We start from the raw sequence: 15,417 nt of genomic DNA on the forward strand, positions 1-15,417 counted from the left end.
TGATAATTAAGTCCAAGGTTCATCGTTAATTTCTAACTGTTTCTGACTTGTTAAAACAGAATTTGAAGTACGTTCGGTTTCTCCTACTTTTAAACAAGAAAATAATAAAAAACAAAATTCCAAATCTTTTTTATCTAAAAGTAACAATTTAATTTTGTCTTTATACTCTTCGCTTACACAAGCTTCGTTAAATTCGGCTATTTTAATTCCGTTTTTATAAACAGATTTTTTCTTTTTGTAGTGAACTTTTATCTCGTAAGTAATCTCTTTAACATCAATAGAATAAATAGTTTTTTTGTTGTTTTGAGAAATTAATTCTGATAACACCATGTTATCTTTTTTAATTTTATAAACCATTCTCCATTTCCAAAACTGAAACTGTTTGTATATAGAATAAATTATTTTTTCTTCTTTATTAAAAACCTCGCAACCAAATTTTCCAAACTCCATAAACCAACTAGAAGAATATAGCTTTTCGTTAGAAGAATACAAATCTAAAGTGTTATTAAAGTGTTTTATAGCGTAAATGTTTAATTCCATAAAAAGCAAAGTTTAATATCAAAAATAAGGTAACTTAAAGTAAATTAGAATGTTTTTACGAATTAATAATTAGTTTTTTGTTTTTCTAAAAAAGAGATTACTTTATTTGGGAAATCTGTAAAAGCACCATCTACATTTGCATCTATTAATAAGGTTTCCATCATTTCTTCAAAAGAGGAAAACTCAGCTAAAGCATCTGCTCTAAAAGTATATGGATGCACTTGTAAACCCAATTTATGGGCATCAGAAACTAAAGAAGTAAATGTAAATTTACCATCAATTTTTTCTGATAAAATTTGTCTGTACCAAGGTCCAATTCCATCTGCATACCTTGCAAAATGACCTAGTTTTTTTGCTTCATCTTCAAACTCCATCAATTGTACTAAAAATAACTCAGACTTTAATTCTTTTCTGATTTTTTCTAATTCTTTGGCATCAAAACATTGCAGAATACAATTGTCATTTTTGGTGTTGTAACCATAATCTGCCAAAACTTTTAGAACAATTTTGGTTAGATTTTTTCCTTCTTTCGCATGAAAAGCTGGTTCTTTAATTTCTGGATAAATTCCGATATTTTTTTGGGTTGATGCATTTAAACCCTGAATCAATTCAATTTCTTCTTGTAAAGAATGCAGTTTAAAATTCCCTTTCCAAATAGGAAAACGATTTTTATAAACTTGTTCACCAGTTTCTGGATTAAAACGTTCTGTTACTTGTAAAGTTTTTAGTTCATCAAAAGTAAAATCGATTACATAAAAACGGTTGTCTTGTCTTTTTCTATTAGGAAATTTTGTAGAAACATTAGTAACATCATCCAAATAAATATCATGAATTACAATAGGCACATCATCTTTGCTCAGCACCAAATCTTGTTCAATAAAATCAACATTCATTTCATGTGCCATTGCTTTTGCTTCTAAAGTATGTTCAGGTAAATATCCAGAGGCACCTCTGTGCGCAATAACAATTTTCGGTTTCATAGTCTGTGGTTTTTTAGTTTGATTGCAAGAAATAACAAGCAAGCAAATGAAAAATAATGAAATTGATTTCATTTTTTGTAATTTTAATCTAAGTCGAACAATGTCGAAATCTAATCATTTTTCAACTTCGCTCGAAAAGATCTATTTATTTAAAAAATAAAGATAGAACTTTTGTAAATTTACAACATGAAAATAGCGTTAAAAATAATGTTTATCGTCTTTTTAGTTTGGGTGATTATTGGTGTTTATTTAATAAATATCGAAGACGAAAAAGCCCAGGTTGTAATGGGTTTAAGTGTTTTTTACTTTTCATTTTTGTTTATGCCATTATTTATTTATTACAGATACAGAGATGGTAAGTACAAAAAATACATTTTAAATGATGAAAAATTATTGAATGCTTTTAAAAATCAAGGGAAAGATTAATCTCTTTTTTTATTAGAATAATTTTTCAATTCATAACCTAAAATATATGTTTTCTTAACCTTTAAATGTTCTTGATTGTCTTAAATCTATATAAATTTGTAGGGATAAAAAATTTGAACAAGGCTATTGAAAAGAAAAAGCAAAAAGTAAATTTGAATTTGAATTAATTAGGAAATCCTCAACTTGTTGAGGATTTTTTTGTGTGCAAAAAACAAGTTTTGTTCGTACTTTTGTTTTATGATAGATCAAAAAGAAGCCATTTCTGAAAAAGCCGTTTTAATTGGAGTTGTTACTCAAAATCAAAACGAAATTAAATCTAAAGAATATTTAGACGAATTAGAATTTCTTACACTTACAGCAGGTGGAGTTGCTGTGAAACGTTTTGTTCAAAAAATGGAAAGACCAAACCCTAAAACTTTTTTAGGAATTGGAAAATTAGAAGAGGTTAAAAATTATATTGATGCCAATGATATTGGAACAGCCATTTTTGATGATGAATTATCTGCAGGTCAATTAAGAAATATAGAGAAAATTTTAGATTGTAAAATTTTAGACAGAACCAATTTAATTCTAGATATTTTTGCACAAAGAGCGCAAACAAGTTCTGCAAAAACGCAAGTAGAATTAGCACAAAACCAATATATTTTACCTAGATTAACCAGACTTTGGACACACCTAGACAAACAAAAAGGGGGAATTGGAATGCGTGGTCCTGGAGAAACTGAAATTGAAACAGATAGACGTATTATTCGCGATAAAATAGACGTTCTAAAAAAGAGATTGTTAACCATAGATAAGCAAATGGCTACGCAACGTAAAAACCGAGGGCAAATGGTTAGAGTTGCTTTGGTTGGTTACACAAACGTTGGGAAATCTACTTTAATGAACGTAATTAGCAAAAGCGATGTTTTTGCAGAAGACAAGCTTTTTGCAACTCTAGACACTACAGTTCGTAAAGTGGTGATTAAAAACTTACCTTTTTTAATGACAGACACAGTTGGGTTTATTAGAAAATTACCAACACAATTGGTAGAATCTTTTAAATCTACTTTAGATGAAGTTCGCGAAGCAGATTTGTTATTGCATGTAGTTGATATTTCGCATCCAAATTTCGAAGATCATATCGCTTCTGTAAATACGGTTTTAGATGATATTAAATCTGCAAACAAACCTACTTTAATGGTTTTTAACAAGATTGATGCTTACGAATATGAAACCATTGATGATGATGATTTGGTAACCGAAAAAGGAAAAGAACACTACACTTTACAAGACTGGAAAAAAACTTGGATGAATGATAAAGAAGTTGCCTCTATTTTTATATCTGCTTTAAACAAAGAAAACTTAGAAGATTTTAAAGACAAAGTTTACGAGGAAGTAAAGAAAATTCACATTCAACGTTTTCCTTACAACGACTTTTTATATGATGAGTATAAGGAGGAGGAATAGAAAGTTGGGAGAGTACTGTTTGGTAAAAAATTATGAAAATGACAGAGAAAGAAACTTACTATGCCAAAAGAGGAAATTTCGTCGAAAAAACCAAACGTTATTTTGAGTTTTTGATAACTGAATTTGATTTTGACAAACCGATTTACAAGTTTTCTGAACAACCAAATGGTGTAATAATTTCGGATGAATTTGAATTCAATAATGAGGACAAAAATCTAAAAATTGTTTTGTCTAATTCCTATCATCCTGTTGATTATGGATTTGAAATAATCTTGATTAATTTAAAAACCGGAAATGAAGAAATGCTTCATTACGTTCTAAAGGAAAATCAAGATGTCGAACAGAACTATCTAATAAAAGCAGCTCAATATTTAAAAAACGGATTTATACAAAGATTAAGCTGAAATAAAATAAATCACCAAAACAAAGAATGTCTAAAAACAATTTTTAATTTATTCTTCTTTCCCATCTTCAATAATTCCCATACGTTTTGCTCTGTTTTCCCAAGATTTTCTGGCCAAAGCTTGCAAATCTGCAACAGAATCACTTTCGTCCATAATTTCTAAACCTAGTAAAGTTTCTATAACGTCTTCTTGAGAAACAACGCCAGAAACAGAGCCATATTCATCTACTACCAAAGCAATATGTTCTTTTTCGTTGATGAGTTTATCAAATAAATCTGGAATCGATAAATCTCTACTCGTTATTAAAATATTTCTTTTGATGCTTGCTAAAGTGTCATTTCCTTTTTCATTTATCATGGCTTCTAATAAATTATCTTTTAGAAAATATCCTGTAATTTCATCAGGATTTTCGGCAAAAACAGGAATTCTAGAAAAACGTAAATTTTTATGTTCGTTGTAAAAAGAAGCTATGGTTTGGCTTTCATCAGCAATTTCTAAAACAGATCTAGGGGTCATTACATCAGCAACTTTTATGTTTTTAAAACCTAATAAATTCCTGATTACCTTGCTTTCGTTCTTTTTAAAAACTCCATCTTTTTCAGCCATATCTGTCATCACTAAAAAGGTTTCTCTACTTAAAATACTTCCATGACCTTTACCTCCAATTAATTTTGTAGTTAATTGTAATGCCCATAAAACACCAGTATATTTTAGTGGAAAAATTAAAATATTTAATGCTGTAGCAGTAAAGCTTGCAAGCTCTTTCCAGTAAGTTGCACCAATGGTTTTTGGTATAATTTCTGAGGCTACTAAAATTAAAACAGTCATTAAAGTCGAAACAATTCCAACCATAATATCTTCTGTAAATGCAAAACCAAAAATGGTTTGTTCTGCTGTTCCATACATTTCTGCATAGGCTACTTTTGCCTGTACACCTACCAAAATTGCACCAACTGTATGTGCTATTGTATTAATAGTTAATATAGCAATTAGGGGTTTGTCTACATCCTTTTTTAAAGTTTCAAGTATTTCAGCATATTCTAAACCTTCGCTTTTTTTTAAGTTGATAAAAGTAGGAGTAATGCTAAGCAAAACAGCTTCTAGAATAGAGCAGAGAAATGAGAAAAAAATTGAAATTGTAGCGCAAATAATTAATAGTGTCATTCACAGAAATTTAAAATACAAAAGTAACTAAAATAAAAAACCTCAAGAATTTCTTGAGGCTTAAAAATTATTTCTTTTTTTATTTCTAGAAATTGTAGCTTAAACCAAATAACCAGTAAGATTGTAATTTGTTATCTGCATTTGCCAAAGCAACATTCTGAAAGTTTGCAGCTTCTTGTCTGTTATTACGCAAACCGAACTCAAAACCTAAACCAATTCCATTCCAAATTGTATACCCAAAAGAGTTGGTCCAAGTCCAGTTAGAAAAATTACCATCTTTATAACTTTGGAACATAGATAGGTTAGATTTTACATTTAACCCTCCATATTTATTGGTATAATCTGCCACAATTTTTGCTCCCATAGAAGATTCAAAAACAGTATTTCCACTACTAAAAACAAAATTGTAGTTTCCAGGGTGCATTACTACAACTAAGTGGCTAGTTGGAGTCCAAGTAAAACCAGCACCAATATCTAAATAACCTGGATCGTTAAAATTATCTAAAATGGTAGTTCTATACTCTCCAAGAGTAGAAACTGCCCACTTACTGCTAAGTTTTCTACCATACAAAGAAGAAATGGTAAAAACATCTGTTGCAGTTTCGAAAGCATCGCTATCAGTTGGGTCGTCTTTGTTATCTATTTTAACCCAACCTAAATTAACAGTTGCTGAGTTTCTCCAAAAGAATTTTTCTTCAAGTAAATTAGCAAATCCATTTATTGTAATTCCAATATTTCCTGCAGAGGTATTTGGAGCTGTTCTTGCATACCAATTGCTAAAGCCAGATAGACTTGCACCAATGGTTCCAAAAGCACCTTTTCTCCAACCAGGAAGAGCATCTATTTTACCTTGAAGAGCATTTGCTTTTGATTGTAATTTAGAAATAGAATCTTTCTTAGAAGCTAATTCTTGTTTTAATTCATCTGCTGTTTGTGCATTTGCAGAAATTCCTACAAATATGAACGTTAATAAAATGAATATTTTTTTCATTACCTATAAGTTTTTAAATTTTCGGTACAAATTTATATTTTTTTCGTTTTTAATTAAAATTTTTTAGACGAGTAACTTTAAAACAAGTAATTTAATACTGATTTACAGTGCTTTAAGTTTTGTTTTAATTGGTTGAATGCAATCAATATATACTAATAGGTTACTTTTTGATGAAAACTATAGTTTACTCCTAAACCAAATAATTGTCTGTATTGTATTTTGGAACTCGCATTATCATCTGCAATAACATTTATTGTAAAATTCATTTTTACATATTTGTTTACAATAAAGTGAATGTTTGTTTGATGTTCTAAATCTATGTTTAAAATTACATCTAAATAATCTGAGTATAATGTTAAAATGTTTTCTACTTCAATGTTTTCCATCAAATCAAACTTGTAATAGCCAGCAAAGTTTAAACCTAAGCTAAATGCTGTATTTCTTCCTTCTTCTACACCAAAATTTCCCGAAAAATTATCATTTACAAAAGTATATCTTGCAGTTGCAGGAGCGAAGTTAAAACTTAAATCGTCAGATTTTTTCCACAACATTCCTGGCCCGAAACTCAAATAAGCAGGAGATAAAAAGTCAGAAACTACTTCTTTCGGCTCTACTTTGTAATTATATCCTTTGGTATATTGTGTTTTAAAGTTTACGAAATAGGAGAAAAACCAGTAATTTTTGGTTTTATATCCAAAAAGGGAATTAAACTCAAATCTGTCATTTGTTTTTCTTAGTCCTTTAGCACTTATGTGACTTAAACCATAACCAGTTAAAAGTCTGCTATCCCAATTTATGTTTTTTTTCTTGTAGTTAAAATCGTAGTTTATATTTATATCTCCAGCAATGGTATTTTCGCCACCAGCAACCCAATTAGAAAATGAAGACTGATTTAACACAAAAGCGAATCTTCCATGAATTTTCATCTTCGGAATTGGAAGTGTATCTTTTTTCTTCTTTTTTTGAGCATAAAAAGTAGATGAAAAAATGAGTATTAAAAGAAGTAGCAAACTTCTCATTTGGTAATTTTAGAAGAGCAAAAATAAAATTATCTAATTAAAAATAAAACTATTTTTTAGATTTATAAAGAGGAACTGTAGAGCAAGCTTCACCAAAAAGTATACTTTTTGCTATGGGTTGCAGTTTTGCAATTAAAAAAGCATAGGCAGAATTTGGAATTGGTTTATTTGCACAACCTTTTATAATTACAGGTTTATTTACAAAATCTTTAAAATCTAAAAAACTTATTAATTCTTGATAAATAACAGTTTCTAATAGTTCTAAATCTCCAATAACTATTTTGTGGGCATAAGGCGTTAATTCTGATGAAATTAACATAAAAGCCCAAGAAGGAATAATTGCATCTACAGAGCAATTAATAGCAACAAAAGAATTTTTATATTGAGACCAGTTGTGATTTTGAACAAATTCTCTAAAGTCCTTTTCTTTTAAGATAATTTCTTCAAACAACCAATCTTTTATATCGAATAAAACTCTTTTTCCTTCAGGATAAATTTCTTCTAAATCGAAGGTTTTAAGTTTACTGTTTGCAACTCTATTTATAATTTCTTCCATTTTTTTAGTTTCAAAGTTTCAAAGTTTTCAGTCACCACTCAAAACTCAACATTTATAACTACTTAAAGCATTCCTAATTCTAACTTAGCTTCTTCGCTCATCATTTCTGAGGTCCAAGTAGGATCGAAAGTAATTTCTACTTCGCAGTCATTAATTTCCTTTAAAGATTTTACTTTGTCTTCCACATCTCTAGGTAAACTTTCTGCAACAGGACAATTAGGTGATGTTAACGTCATTAATATTTTTGCGTTGTTTTCATCACTTACAAAAACATCGTAAATTAACCCTAATTCATAAATATCTACAGGAATCTCAGGATCATAAATAGTTTTTAAAACTCTTATAATTTTATCGCCTATTTCTTCTAATTCTTTATCTGTCATTTTAATTTGCTAATTTAGTTTGTTGCGCAATCGCATACATTTTAATTTGTTTTACCATAGAAACCAACCCATTTGCTCTTGTAGGTGATAAGTGTTCTTTCAAGCCAATTTCATCAATAAAACCAGTTTCTGCGGTTAAAATATCTGCAGGTTTTTGTCCAGAATACACTCTTAATAATAAAGCCACAATACCTTTGGTTAAAATGGCATCGCTATCTGCAGTATATTTTATGGTTTCATTTTCTAATTCAGAATACAACCAAACTTTAGATTGGCAACCTTTAATTAAATTTTCATCTAATTTATAATTTTCATCAATAATTGGTAGAGATTTTCCTAATTCTATAATGTATTCATAACGTTCCATCCAATCATCAAACATCGAAAACTCATCAATAATTTCTTCTTGTATTTCTTTGATAGTCATTTTTAAAACTTATTTTTGCGCTGTTTAATTGTTTGTACAATTCTTGTGCAAAATTACTGATTAAAATTAAGAAATGAGCAAATTATTAGCAGTTGGTACTGTAGCATTTGATGCAATTGAAACACCTTTTGGTAAAACTGATAAAATATTAGGAGGTTCAGGAACCTTTGTAGGTTTAGCAGCAAGTCAATTTGGTGTAAAAACAGGTGTGGTTTCTGTGGTTGGTGGAGATTTTCCAGAATCTTATTTAAAAATGATGAATTCTAAAGGAATTAATACTGATGGAATAGAAATTATTAAAGAAGGAAAAACGTTTTTTTGGAGTGGTAAATATCATAATGATATGAATTCACGTGATACTTTAATTACAGAATTAAATGTTTTAGAGAATTTTAAACCAATTGTTCCAGAGAGTTTTAAAGATTCTAGCATTGTAATGTTAGGTAATTTGCACCCTTTAACACAGGCATCTGTTTTAGATCAAATGTCTAAAAGACCAAAATTGGTTGTTTTGGATACCATGAATTTTTGGATGGATATTGCTTTAAATGATTTACACACTGTTTTAAAAAGAGTAGATGTAATTACGATTAATGATGAGGAAGCTCGTCAACTTTCTGGAGAATATTCTTTGGTAAACGCAGCAAAGAAAATTCATAAAATGGGGCCAAAATATGTGGTGATTAAAAAAGGAGAACATGGAGCTTTGTTGTTTAACGAAGGAAAAATGTTTTTTGCACCAGCTTTGCCTTTAGCTGAAGTTTTTGATCCAACAGGAGCAGGAGATACTTTTGCAGGCGGTTTTTGTGGTTATTTAGCAAAAACAGAAGATGTATCTTTTGAAAATATGAAAAACGCCATTATTTATGGTTCTAATTTGGCCTCTTTTTGCGTAGAGAAATTTGGTACAGAACGAATGCAAAATTTAACAGATATTGAAGTAAAAAAGCGTTTACAAGCTTTTAAAGACTTAACACAATTCGACATTGAGTTATCATAAATGAAAATCCGCGTGTAAAAATGCGGATTTTTTTATACATAAAACAGTAAATAACACCTAAGTAAATGAGTGACGCAATTAAGCACGAATGTGGAATAGCATTAGTGAGATTAAAAAAACCTTTGCAGTTTTATAAAGACAAGTATGGTTCTGCTTTTTACGGCATTAATAAAATGTATTTATTAATGGAAAAGCAACACAATCGTGGCCAAGATGGGGCTGGTTTTGCAAGTGTTAAGTTTAATGTGCAGCCAGGAACAAGATATATAAGCAGAGTTCGATCGAATCAAACACAACCCATACAAGATGTTTTTGCACAAATAAACGAACGCATAAATGGTGTTTTTGAAGAAAATCCTGATAAAAAAGACAATGTTGCTTGGCAAGAAGAAAACATGCCTTATGTGGGTAATCTTTTTCTGGGACATGTACGTTATGGAACTTTTGGTAAAAATAGCATTGAAAGTGTGCACCCGTTTTTACGTCAAAGCAACTGGAAACATAAAAACTTAATTGTAGCTGGGAATTTTAATATGACAAATTCCAACCAAATGTTGCAAGAATTGGTAGAATTAGGTCAGCATCCAAAAGAGTTTACAGATACTGTAACTGTTATGGAAAAGATTGGGCATTTTTTAGAAGATGAAGTTGGTAAATTGTATCAACAAGCAAAGAAAAAAGGCTTTAATAAAAGAGATGCATCGCCTTATATAGAAGAAAATTTAAGCTTAAAAAAGGTTTTAAAAAGATCTTCTAAAAATTGGGATGGTGGTTATGCAATGGCTGGTTTGGTTGGTCATGGAGATGCGTTTGTATTAAGAGATCCAAATGGAATTAGACCTACTTTTTTTTATGAAGATGATGAAGTTGTAGTAGTTGCATCAGAAAGACCTGTAATTCAAACGGTTTTTAATGTTGATATTGATGATGTGCAAGAGCTAGAAAGAGGACATGCATTAATTATTAAAAAAAGTGGCAAAGTTTTTATTAAGAAAGTAAATGAGCCTAAAGAGAAAAAATCTTGTTCTTTTGAACGTATTTATTTTTCTAGAGGAAGTGACGCAAGTATTTATAAAGAGCGTAAAAATTTAGGGAAATACGTTTTTCCACAGATTTTAAAATCGATAAATTCTGATATTTCAAATAGCGTTTTTTCCTTTATTCCAAACACAGCAGAAACTTCTTTTTACGGAATGACAGAGGCTGCAGAAGATTTGCTTAACAAGCAAAAGACAGCGAAAATTTTAGCTGGGGGTAAAAATTTATCAGCAGAAAAAGTAACTCAAATTTTATCAGAAAGAGCACGTTTTGAGAAAATTGCTATTAAAGATGCAAAATTAAGAACGTTTATTGCAGATGATAATTCACGTGATGATTTAGTAGAACACGTTTACGATATTACGTACGGAGTTGTAAAACCAACAGATAATTTAGTTATTATAGACGATAGTATAGTTCGTGGAACCACACTTAAAAAGAGTATTATTAGGATTTTAGATAGATTAAATCCGAAGAAAATTGTGGTAGTTTCTTCTGCTCCACAAATTCGATACCCAGATTGTTATGGAATTGATATGGCTAGAATTGAGGATTTTATTGCTTTTAAAGCAGCAATTGAATTGTTAAAAGATCATGATAAATACCATATTGTGGATGATGTTTATAATAAGTGCAAAGCACAATATGGAAAACCTGATGCAGAAATTATAAACTTTGTAAAAGAAATTTACAAAGCTTTTTCTGTCGAAGAAATTTCTGCTAAAATTGCAGAAATGCTAAAAACAGAAGATATAAAAGCAGAAGTAGACGTTATTTATCAATCTATAGAAGGTTTGCACAAAGCATGTCCAGATAATTTAGGCGATTGGTATTTTACAGGAAATTACCCAACTCCTGGAGGAATGAGAGTTGTAAACCAGGCTTTTATTAACTTTTATGAAGGTAATAACAAAAGAGCTTATTAGATAAAGCCGGCCTAAACATAGGTTTAGATTATTATTAATTAAAATTAAGCCAGTGGATTTATTTTCTCTGGTTTTTTTGGATATAAATTTAGAAGATTTTCATATTAAGATTCAAATATGGTCTTTTATTATTAAAAACTTCCATTGACCTACTAGTTAATTGGTTTAATTCTTTGGCTCACCTATGTTTGACCCAAATAAAAAGCTGGAGTTTAAAACTCCAGCTTTTTATTATGTACTCAAGGTGGGAATCGAAATGCTTATATATTAGATTTTTAAAAACCCTTATAAAGATTGATAAAGCCTTTTAAAATCAATACATAATTAATAAAAAGAACTTGTTGAGGTTGTCTAAATTTATCTAATGAATATTAAAAAGGTTGTAAATTGGTTGTCAAAACGTTGTCAAATTAAATGATTTTGTATATTTTTACATTATCTAAATAGTATTATTATGGCAACTATAAAATTTGAAGTTTTAAGCAATTCACAAACTGCACCAATTTATTTAAGGTTATCAGTAAAAAGAGGTATTACTCCAAGAACAAAAACAGGTTTGTTTATCAATAGTAAAGATTGGAGTACAGATACTAAACTCCCTAAACAAACAAAGTCAACAAATAAGAACATTACGACTGACTTAATAAAACTCAAGGTTTTTATTTTAGATAAATTAAACCAATCTGTTATTAAAAATGATACTATCAATAAACAATGGTTAGAACATTATATAGACGTTTTTTTCAATAGAATAGACGAAAACAAAACTCAAACAAAAGTTACTTACTGGATTGACTATATCATTAAAAACGCATCTTTAATGGAAAATACAAAAGGTGGTTATGGTTTGAGTAAAAGTAGAGTAAAAGCCTATAACAGTTTATTAAAAAGGTTTACAGAATATCAAAATAATAAAACAATCAATATAAAAGATTTGGATAAAAACGGTTTCAATGATTTTAAAATATGGTTGTTTGATATAAAAAAATATAGTCCAAGTTCAGCAATAAAACTATTAACAGATTTGCAAAAGGTTGTAAGGGTTGCATCAGAATTTACAACTATTGCAGAAAATTTTCACTCTATTAAGTTTAAAAAGGTTTCTACTTATGATGACGATATGAATGTAATAACTTTATCATTAAACGAAATTCATAGAATAAAAGATTTAACGATTACTAATGAATCATTGATAAACGCAAGAAAATGGTTAATACTTGCTTGTTTTACTGGTCAGAGGGGAGGTGCTTTACTTGATAGAATTAAAAAAGAAAATTTTCATTTTTACGGTAAGGATTTAATTATTACAATTAAACAAAAAAAAGTAAATCAAAATATCACTATTCCTGTTTTACCTCCTGTAAAAGAAATATACGAGCAAGGTTTACCTTATAAAATATCTACTCAAAAACTGAATAAGCATATTAAAACAATTTGTGAACTTGCAGAAATTAACGAGTTGGTTATGGGTAAAAAAAGAAATAAAGAAACCAATAGAAACGAAAAGAAATTAAGACTTAAATTTGAATATATCTCTACTCATACAGGGCGCAGAACCTTTGCAACTTTGCATTATAATAAAATACCTACTCCTATTATTATGAGGGTAACAGGGCATAAAAAAGAATCTACATTTTTAGAATATATCAATCAAAACAATGACGACCATTTGGATAAATTTTTAGACTTCTATAAGACTAAAGAACTAAAGGAACGTAAAGAAACTGTTTTGAATGTGGTAAATAGGTAGTTAAAATACTGTTTATCAGTTTGTTAAAACATAGTTATTAACAATTTACGCATTTAAGTTGTTGTTTTTCAAGAATTTAACTTTTTATAAATTTACTCAAAAACATAAGTAACTTAAAATAAGTGTTTTAAGTTTTTTAAATAGTTGATAACTTGGTAATGAAAATAAAGTTCAATTTAATAATGTGCATTATATTTGTAGAATAACAAAAGGTTTACACTTTTAAAGCATAAACCCTTGTTTATTGTCTTATTAAGTATATTTTCGACGACGTACTTAATAATAATAGTTTCGTAAAACTTCTACAAAGATAATTATATATTTTGATTTTAAATATATTTTTAAGAAGTATTTTAACTCATCAATATTCAAAGGACTTATTTTTTTACTGTGTAAACTCATAAAATTAATAAATTATGAGTGATACTGCAAGAACAGTACAATTTATTCAGGTAACGCCTGAACAACTACAAACCTCAATAATTGAGGGCGTAAAACAACAATTTAAGGAGTTTAAGGAACATTTTAAACCTGATGAACCAAACGAATATATAAGTCGTTCAGGGGTTGCAAAATGGTTAGGAGTAAACGAATCAACAATTCACAATTGGAAGTGCAAAGGAATTATTTCTGCATATCAAATTGGAGGGCGTGTTTTCTTTAAACGTAAAGAGGTTGAAAGTGCAATAGTTAAACTTAAAAACTAATTGTATGGCAACCAAAATACCGAAACCAAGTATCTATATTTATAAGGAAATAAATGTAGGTAAGTACAGTACTACAAAACATTTTGAACTTGTTAATCAAAATAATGATAACGACAATCTTACAAATCTAATTAAGATTAGTAAAGATAGGGGTTTTGCAAAGTCAAATCCTTTGTATTGGTTGAATACACAAACCAATAATAAATGGAATAAAAGAAACTTAACAGGGTTGTTTAAAACTTCAATATCAAACTTATTTAAGGGTGATATTGATATGAAAAAAAACCTACTTCTTATTAAGTTTTCAGAGGGTGCAAATAGTTTAACAGTTTATTGCTTTAAGAACTACTATACAAGCAATTTAGATAACGTTTTACAATTAATATACTAACGTTTCAATCAAGTATTAAGAGGGTGTAAAAACCCTCTTTTATTTATTTGATAATGTTTTGTTGAATTTACAACTGTACAATAAATTTACTCTACTTTTTTATTGATTGACTTTATAAAAATATATGTTAAGAATATAAATATCGATTTAATCGAGCATAACCCTCTACTTGACTTTTTGCTATTGATAAATACTAAAACAGGTGAGTTTAATTCTTATAAAAGTGCCTATTATAGAGGTTTGGAATTCAAGATATATGAACCAACAGAAAAAACAAATTATAGGCGTTTAACTATTGAGGGGAGTTTACATAAATACTGGAATAATGGGGCGCATAATTTTAATGATTTTGGCATAGGTGAGGTTTACAAAGTTGTTAATGAGTTGGAATATTTATTTAATATTGATATTTCTTTTTGCACTTTAAGACAATTAGAAATTGGAGTAAATATAAACCCTCCTGTAAGTACAAAACAAATCTTAAAAGCCTGTATAAAGTATAAAACTAATGATATTAAATGGGTTTATACAAGTGATGAGGGCAACTATATACAAGCAACAAATCAAAGGCATTTTATAAAAATATATGATAAGAAAACCCACTACACAAATAAAGGTTTTCAAATTGAAAATGATATAATGCGCATAGAAAAAAAGTGGCGCAAAATGGTTGAGTTAAACGATAAAGGAATCTACACATTAAAAGACCTGTTAAACTATGGTTTAAGCAACTTTAAACAAGACTTATTAAAGGAGTGGAGTAATGTTCTTTATTGTGATTTTAATACGGTAAAAGGCACAAAATACGAGGACAAATATACCAACGTAAATTGGTGGGAACGTTTGAGTTATGATAAGTTAAAATATCATAGAAACAACCTCAACAAAATGATAAAAAATGATAGTGATAATTTTAAAAATCAAATCTCAAGATTGAGTAGTTCTAAAGTTGATTTTCTAAATATGGAAACCTCCGAAATTAACCCTTTATATATAGGGTTAAAAAAGGGTGTTTGTACTAATGATAAACAAGATATAAATAGGCGTTTTTGTTTGATTACAGGGTTAAATATTTCAATGCAAAAAAGCAATAGTTTTTTATTATCTCATACAGGATTGAAGTATTACTATAAAACAGATAAAAAGGTATTTTTGGAGGTAAAGAGTAAATACTTATCTGTTAAATGGATTGAAGCAAACCACAAAATACAGATTAAAGAAATTGCACATAATATTAGAAATAAATATAACAACAATCTTTTAAGT

The 15,417-nt window shown here is 28.9% G+C and carries 17 protein-coding genes; 9 read left to right on the plus strand and 8 right to left on the minus strand.

What is annotated here, in order from left to right; translation table 11 throughout:
- Window positions 1–6 precede the first annotated feature (6 nt).
- Window positions 7–540, minus strand: coding sequence for a hypothetical protein (locus WAO74_RS12955; protein ID WP_422162674.1), 534 nt, complete (start codon window positions 538–540; stop codon window positions 7–9).
- 62 nt (window positions 541–602) lie between these two features.
- Complete coding sequence (gene glpQ, locus WAO74_RS12960; RefSeq protein ID WP_422162675.1) at window positions 603–1,592, minus strand: glycerophosphodiester phosphodiesterase; 990 nt, start codon at window positions 1,590–1,592, stop codon at window positions 603–605.
- A 114-nt stretch (window positions 1,593–1,706) separates the two neighbouring features.
- Here glpQ and WAO74_RS12965 point away from each other — a divergent pair, with 114 nt between their 5' ends.
- From WAO74_RS12965 to WAO74_RS12975, 3 genes are all read left to right on the plus strand, one after another.
- Entirely contained in the window at window positions 1,707–1,946 is a 240-nt protein-coding gene (locus WAO74_RS12965) for a hypothetical protein (protein WP_422162676.1), read from the plus strand.
- 237 nt (window positions 1,947–2,183) lie between these two features.
- The gene (gene hflX / locus WAO74_RS12970) at window positions 2,184–3,395 is read left to right on the plus strand and encodes a GTPase HflX (RefSeq protein ID WP_422162677.1); all 1,212 of its coding nucleotides are present in this window, start codon (window positions 2,184–2,186) and stop codon (window positions 3,393–3,395) included.
- Window positions 3,396–3,433: 38 nt separating this feature from the next.
- The gene (locus WAO74_RS12975) at window positions 3,434–3,799 is read left to right on the plus strand and encodes a hypothetical protein (RefSeq protein ID WP_422162678.1); all 366 of its coding nucleotides are present in this window, start codon (window positions 3,434–3,436) and stop codon (window positions 3,797–3,799) included.
- Between the two features lie 48 nt (window positions 3,800–3,847).
- On the opposite strand, the gene WAO74_RS12980 is transcribed toward WAO74_RS12975, so the two are convergent.
- The 6 genes from WAO74_RS12980 to WAO74_RS13005 form a co-directional block, all read right to left on the minus strand.
- Window positions 3,848–4,963: a CNNM domain-containing protein gene (locus WAO74_RS12980; protein WP_422162679.1), complete on the minus strand. Its 1,116-nt coding sequence runs from the start codon at window positions 4,961–4,963 to the stop codon at window positions 3,848–3,850.
- A gap of 85 nt (window positions 4,964–5,048) precedes the next feature.
- On the minus strand, window positions 5,049–5,954 hold the full coding sequence (locus tag WAO74_RS12985; protein ID WP_422162680.1) for a DUF3078 domain-containing protein: 906 nt from the start codon (window positions 5,952–5,954) through the stop codon (window positions 5,049–5,051).
- 152 nt (window positions 5,955–6,106) lie between these two features.
- Window positions 6,107–6,973, minus strand: coding sequence for a DUF3078 domain-containing protein (locus WAO74_RS12990; protein ID WP_422162681.1), 867 nt, complete (start codon window positions 6,971–6,973; stop codon window positions 6,107–6,109).
- A 49-nt stretch (window positions 6,974–7,022) separates the two neighbouring features.
- Entirely contained in the window at window positions 7,023–7,529 is a 507-nt protein-coding gene (locus tag WAO74_RS12995; RefSeq protein ID WP_422162682.1) for a DUF2480 family protein, read from the minus strand.
- A gap of 62 nt (window positions 7,530–7,591) precedes the next feature.
- Window positions 7,592–7,912 carry a DUF59 domain-containing protein gene (locus tag WAO74_RS13000; protein WP_422162683.1) on the minus strand — a complete coding sequence of 107 codons (321 nt, stop codon included), beginning with the start codon at window positions 7,910–7,912 and terminating at the stop codon, window positions 7,592–7,594.
- A 1-nt stretch (window position 7,913) separates the two neighbouring features.
- The gene (locus WAO74_RS13005) at window positions 7,914–8,339 is read right to left on the minus strand and encodes a SufE family protein (protein WP_422162684.1); all 426 of its coding nucleotides are present in this window, start codon (window positions 8,337–8,339) and stop codon (window positions 7,914–7,916) included.
- Window positions 8,340–8,412: 73 nt separating this feature from the next.
- Between WAO74_RS13005 and WAO74_RS13010 the strand changes: the two genes are divergently transcribed.
- The 6 genes from WAO74_RS13010 to WAO74_RS13035 all read left to right on the plus strand — a co-directional run.
- Entirely contained in the window at window positions 8,413–9,339 is a 927-nt protein-coding gene (locus WAO74_RS13010) for a PfkB family carbohydrate kinase (protein WP_422162685.1), read from the plus strand.
- Between the two features lie 65 nt (window positions 9,340–9,404).
- A complete protein-coding gene (locus WAO74_RS13015; RefSeq protein ID WP_422162686.1) occupies window positions 9,405–11,303 on the plus strand; it encodes an amidophosphoribosyltransferase in 1,899 nt (632 codons plus the stop codon).
- Between the two features lie 454 nt (window positions 11,304–11,757).
- Window positions 11,758–13,053: a tyrosine-type recombinase/integrase gene (locus WAO74_RS13020; protein WP_422162687.1), complete on the plus strand. Its 1,296-nt coding sequence runs from the start codon at window positions 11,758–11,760 to the stop codon at window positions 13,051–13,053.
- 416 nt (window positions 13,054–13,469) lie between these two features.
- Window positions 13,470–13,760, plus strand: a complete 291-nt coding sequence (locus WAO74_RS13025; RefSeq protein ID WP_422162688.1) for a helix-turn-helix domain-containing protein — start codon at window positions 13,470–13,472, stop codon at window positions 13,758–13,760.
- A 4-nt stretch (window positions 13,761–13,764) separates the two neighbouring features.
- On the plus strand, window positions 13,765–14,151 hold the full coding sequence (locus tag WAO74_RS13030) for a hypothetical protein (protein WP_422162689.1): 387 nt from the start codon (window positions 13,765–13,767) through the stop codon (window positions 14,149–14,151).
- 183 nt (window positions 14,152–14,334) lie between these two features.
- The coding region (locus WAO74_RS13035) for a hypothetical protein (RefSeq protein WP_422162690.1) at window positions 14,335–15,417 on the plus strand (1,083 nt) is incomplete at its 3' end.

The organism is Polaribacter sp. (assembly GCF_049276715.1).
Lineage (GTDB): Bacteria > Bacteroidota > Bacteroidia > Flavobacteriales > Flavobacteriaceae > Polaribacter.

Excerpts from the sequence above, each read along its gene's own strand:
- WAO74_RS13010 (WP_422162685.1), top strand. The coding sequence starts at position 8,413 with ATGAGCAAATTATTAGCAGTTGGTACTGTAGCATTTGATGCAATTGAA.
- glpQ (WP_422162675.1), bottom strand. The coding sequence starts at position 1,592 with ATGAAATCAATTTCATTATTTTTCATTTGCTTGCTTGTTATTTCTTGC.
- WAO74_RS13000 (WP_422162683.1), bottom strand. The coding sequence starts at position 7,912 with ATGACAGATAAAGAATTAGAAGAAATAGGCGATAAAATTATAAGAGTT.
- WAO74_RS12975 (WP_422162678.1), top strand. The coding sequence starts at position 3,434 with ATGACAGAGAAAGAAACTTACTATGCCAAAAGAGGAAATTTCGTCGAA.
- WAO74_RS12980 (WP_422162679.1), bottom strand. The coding sequence starts at position 4,963 with ATGACACTATTAATTATTTGCGCTACAATTTCAATTTTTTTCTCATTT.
- WAO74_RS12955 (WP_422162674.1), bottom strand. The coding sequence starts at position 540 with ATGGAATTAAACATTTACGCTATAAAACACTTTAATAACACTTTAGAT.
- hflX (WP_422162677.1), top strand. The coding sequence starts at position 2,184 with ATGATAGATCAAAAAGAAGCCATTTCTGAAAAAGCCGTTTTAATTGGA.
- WAO74_RS13025 (WP_422162688.1), top strand. The coding sequence starts at position 13,470 with ATGAGTGATACTGCAAGAACAGTACAATTTATTCAGGTAACGCCTGAA.
- WAO74_RS13030 (WP_422162689.1), top strand. The coding sequence starts at position 13,765 with ATGGCAACCAAAATACCGAAACCAAGTATCTATATTTATAAGGAAATA.
- WAO74_RS13015 (WP_422162686.1), top strand. The coding sequence starts at position 9,405 with ATGAGTGACGCAATTAAGCACGAATGTGGAATAGCATTAGTGAGATTA.
- WAO74_RS12990 (WP_422162681.1), bottom strand. The coding sequence starts at position 6,973 with ATGAGAAGTTTGCTACTTCTTTTAATACTCATTTTTTCATCTACTTTT.
- WAO74_RS12995 (WP_422162682.1), bottom strand. The coding sequence starts at position 7,529 with ATGGAAGAAATTATAAATAGAGTTGCAAACAGTAAACTTAAAACCTTC.
- WAO74_RS13005 (WP_422162684.1), bottom strand. The coding sequence starts at position 8,339 with ATGACTATCAAAGAAATACAAGAAGAAATTATTGATGAGTTTTCGATG.
- WAO74_RS13020 (WP_422162687.1), top strand. The coding sequence starts at position 11,758 with ATGGCAACTATAAAATTTGAAGTTTTAAGCAATTCACAAACTGCACCA.
- WAO74_RS12965 (WP_422162676.1), top strand. The coding sequence starts at position 1,707 with ATGAAAATAGCGTTAAAAATAATGTTTATCGTCTTTTTAGTTTGGGTG.
- WAO74_RS12985 (WP_422162680.1), bottom strand. The coding sequence starts at position 5,954 with ATGAAAAAAATATTCATTTTATTAACGTTCATATTTGTAGGAATTTCT.